General features: G+C 58.6%; 2 protein-coding genes and 1 pseudogene. All 3 read left to right on the top strand.

The genetic code is table 11. The features are described 5' to 3' along the window. On the top strand, window positions 1–416 hold a 416-nt coding region (locus ACLHHB_RS11375), incomplete at its 5' end, for a hypothetical protein (protein ID WP_410218397.1). Between the two features lie 1094 nt (window positions 417–1510). Continuing rightward, a complete protein-coding gene (locus tag ACLHHB_RS11370; RefSeq protein WP_410218396.1) occupies window positions 1511–1810 on the top strand; it encodes a hypothetical protein in 300 nt (99 codons plus the stop codon). Between the two features lie 1114 nt (window positions 1811–2924). Beyond that, window positions 2925–4088 (top strand): annotated as a pseudogene (locus ACLHHB_RS11365) (hypothetical protein); the annotation flags it as partial.

The raw sequence follows: 4088 nt of genomic DNA, 5'->3' as shown, positions 1-4088 counted from the left end.
GCCAGGACGGTGAAGCAGGTTCCGTGCCAAACGTCGAGGCAGGAGCCTTTCAGCAGCCCGTTAGGATTTTCCTATTCAGCGGCCCCGCAAAGGCTGATTTCTCGAGCGTTGCGATAGATATGGTCAGCCTGCTGCTGCGAAAGGGGTCGAATCGTTCCGTAGGCAATCATTCGTCTGCCTTTGACATCCAATGGCCGGAAGATCACAGCATAGGGGCGCAAGCCGATTTGATAAAGTGTCGTTACGACCATGCAAGCCGTGCCTTAGAAGAATTAGGTACACGACTGGATGGTGCCGAAGAACAAATATGTGAACCAGATCGCCCGGCTGGATGCCTTCGATCGCGCGCGGACCTTGGGGCTTCCCACATCGTGCCGCGCGGGAAGGAGATCTGCATATTGGGGGCAAAATCTTGACCGATACTGTCCAATGTCAGCGTCGTGTTCAGCGTCTGGTCCACCGTCTCCAGAAGGACGCTTGGTATGTCCGCCTTTAGGAAGAAAAAATACGCGCCACCCGCCCCATCACTGCCAATCACGACTTGGTTGGTTCCGCCTAGAGGCGTACAAAGAGTGCCCGAACCAATAACGGTGAGAGAGCGTGTTTCCACAACCGGTGTGCCTGCACCTTCGAGGAGGATATAGGTTGCTGTTCTGGAGGTGACAGTGAATTGTTCAGCGACATTGATCAGCTGATCATTGCGCGGGTTGTCAAGGTCACTCCACGGACTGCGCCGGTGCCTGCCAATCTGAAATCGCCACCGGAACGCCATTCACTCAGTCCCAGGGTTTCAATGGAGACTTGGGCTGTCGAACCATTGAGGCTCAGGCCTCTCAGATCAGCGCGAAGATAGGCAATTCAGGTTTCGACGATCGGCATTTGAGGAGGTCTCCTGCGGCAAAGGTGGAAAAAGCTGAGATACCGGAACGATCGCCCGAAAAATGTGACGTGCAGCCTGCGGGAAATTAACCCTTTGGCTTGTATCCCGGCAGACGCGCCAGAAAAGGCGCCGGTCGAAGGATGGAGTGGAAGCAGGCTGTCTAGTTCATTTTGTCCGCATAACAAGTGAAAGTTGAGTCGAAAAGAAGTTATGGTAATGGGTTATTCGCTTCTCCGGTTGCGCGATGTTGAATGCCGGGATGCTTGAAGGCTTTGAGTTACCTTACGATTTTGGCTTTTGAACAGGCCGAAATCAGACGCAAATGTCTGTTCAAGATCTGTCTGCTGCTCAGCGTCGAAAGCTGTGGAACGATAAGCCGACACGGGTATCGTGCCAGTGCTGGATCTGGATCAGGCCACGGTTTCGAATTGCTGCTGCCATTACAGCCGGACTTCGATCGTCGAAATTTCCACTGACCTGCCTCCCCAGGATCGCCCTGAAGTGACTGCACCTTGAACGACCGGATCAGGGCAAGTGACCGGGTGGTTGTCTGGCGTCGTCAGATAGCACCAGAATGACAAGCATCTGGTGTGACAGAAGCACGGAGTGCAGGCGCACTGAACAGGATCGGTGCTGCGTCAGACGCCGAAGATGCGGGTGCCACTCGTCAATGTTGCGCACTATGCACAGGTACATCAACCACAGGAAGTGTTCTTTGGGAGCGTGATGGCCGGTCAGATAGGCGCCGCGAACAACGGGTGGAATTGCGTGATATTTCATGGACTGCACGGATTGGATGCCGGCAGTGGTTTTTCTCCACTTTGCTTGCAGGGCAATCTGGAGCAGGCCATGTTCGCGAGGCAAGTCGCCAAGCAATCAAACGCCGGCACCACAGGCTGTGAAATTCAAGATACGCCAAGCATGTCGTGATCCGGCCAGTAGTCGGCTTTTCCGCCTTGGGATGGTCTGCGCTTCAACGCCGCCAATTAGGTGTTTGGCTAGCGGACAAGCGGGGTTGGGGCGATGCCCATGCTAGTGCGCTTCTGCGCTAGTGGCATTCGGAAGCGTGCAGGACGACGAGCGCTTGGTCAAAAAGCCACGGCTGTCCGACTTGCCGTCTCATTTCCCTTGAAATCCACCCCTGTCCAACTCACTGAAGCAGGATTGACTGCGTCTTCTTGGGTTGGCCGCGGGCGACCTCTGCGGCGGGGCGTTCAGATCATAACCCTGTTCAATTTCGGCGACGGGTTTCCGCAGGCTGTTCTGATCGTCATGGCAGTGGGCAATCCGCAGTCTGCCAAGGCAGCCGGATTGTTGACCCCCTTCAATAAGTTGCCAGCCCCCCGTTGCGTCTGACCATAACGCAACGGGCGCATCATTAGCATCTGGGAAAGCAGAGACGGGCAGTTTCCCGGTGTCAGCGGTGCTCTTGGTCCTCGACGGCTTGAACGTCGTCATCATTTTCATGACCTGTCCAGAAAGGACACCATATGAACGTAGCTATCGGCCTCTCCGGCATTGCAGACTGGGAGGCCTCGCAACCATTTCTTGACGCCATGCGCTCGTCGCGTGAATGGCAAGGCCGGTCGGCTTCGCAATTCACATCCCATTCGAACGCCCAACTTCGCAGCGGTGGACATCTTGATGCCAATGGCTGGCCCATTCGCATTCCTGCTGGCGCCAACCGGGTTGGCACAATCATTCTTTGCGAGATCGCGGCGGCCGATACCAGCCTGAACGGCCGCTACCGCATGGAGTGGACGGGGGACGGCACACTGGAGATCTATGGCGGCCGAAATCTTTCCCGTGGCACGCGCTGGGCAGAGTTCGACTATGCGGCCGGCGGCGGCAACATGATCTCTGTTGAAATGACGGCAATCAGCGCGACCAACCCCATCAAGAACATCACATGTGTCCGCAATGACCGGCGCGCGGCCTATGCGGCGGGCGAGATCTTTCGTCCCGAGTGGCTGGATCTGGTCAAGGGCTTTCGCCTGTTCCGCTTCATGGACTGGCAGGGCACGAACAATTCCAAGGTTTCCGCATGGCCGACCGGCCGACGGTCAATGCCGCGTCCTATATCGGCGGCGTGCCTGTCGAGGTCATGGTGGCATTGTGCAACAAGGTCGGCTCTTCCGGCTGGTTCTGCTTTCCGCACCTTGCGACTGACGACTACATGACCCGCTTCGCGCAATATGTCCGTGCGAACCTGCGGGCTGATCTGGTTGCGCACTACGAGTATTCGAACGAAGTCTGGAACTTCATCTTCGAGCAGGCACAATGGGCAAGCCGGCAGGCCGCAGCGTTGTGGCCCACCTACCTGAACCAGGACGGCTGGATGCAGTTCTATGGCGGCAGGGCCGCCGAGATGGCCATGCTGCTGGACGCCGTCTATGCAGGCACCAGCGGTCGGCACAAGAAGGTCGTCGCCACGCACACCGCCTGGCTGGGGCTGGAGAATGGCATTCTCGAGGCGCCGCGCTGGGTTGCAGCCCGGGCCGGGCGTCGCGCACCGCGCACCTACTTCGACCATTATGCGGTGACCGGCTACTTCGGCCATGGCCTTCGCGCGAGCGATGTCCAGTCGTGGCGATCGCTGGGTGAGGCGGAGGCCTTCAGACGCATGGCCGCCCGTCTTGACAGCGAGATCACCGGTCTGACCGGAACATGGCAGCAACAGAAGGCCATTGCCGATCGTGCAGGTCTGAAGATGGTCATGTATGAGGGCGGGTCGCATGTCACACCGGACCATGCCACGCTGGACGCAAATGCCGGCCTGATGGAGTTCATCGAGAAGTTCCACTACTCCTCGTCGATGGGCACGCTCTACACCCGTGCCATGACCGAGTTCGGCAAGGCCGGCGGCGCGTTCTTCAACGTCTTTGTCGAGGTTGCAAGGGCAGGCAGGCATGGCCTGTGGGGTGCGCGTCGGCACGTGCTGGACGACAACCCCCGCTGGCGGGCCGTTGCCGCCTTCAATGCAGCAAGCACTGCGCCTGCGCCGGTCACGCCGCCTCCGGTGATCGTGTCCCCGGTGACACCGCCTCCGGTGGTCGCGCCCCCGGCGGTTCCGGTCACCCCTCCTGCAACGCCGCCTGTGGTTACCGTGCCGCCTGTCACACCGCAGCCACCGGTTACCTCTCCGGTGACACCGGCCCCTGTTCCCACCACACCGAGAGATCCTGAGATGGACAAGTATCTGGACACC

It is taken from the genome of Paracoccus sp. (in: a-proteobacteria) (assembly GCF_046462195.1).
Taxonomy (GTDB): domain Bacteria; phylum Pseudomonadota; class Alphaproteobacteria; order Rhodobacterales; family Rhodobacteraceae; genus Paracoccus.
Note: the sequence above shows the minus strand (reverse complement) of the source record. Positions and strands in the feature narration are given on the sequence as shown.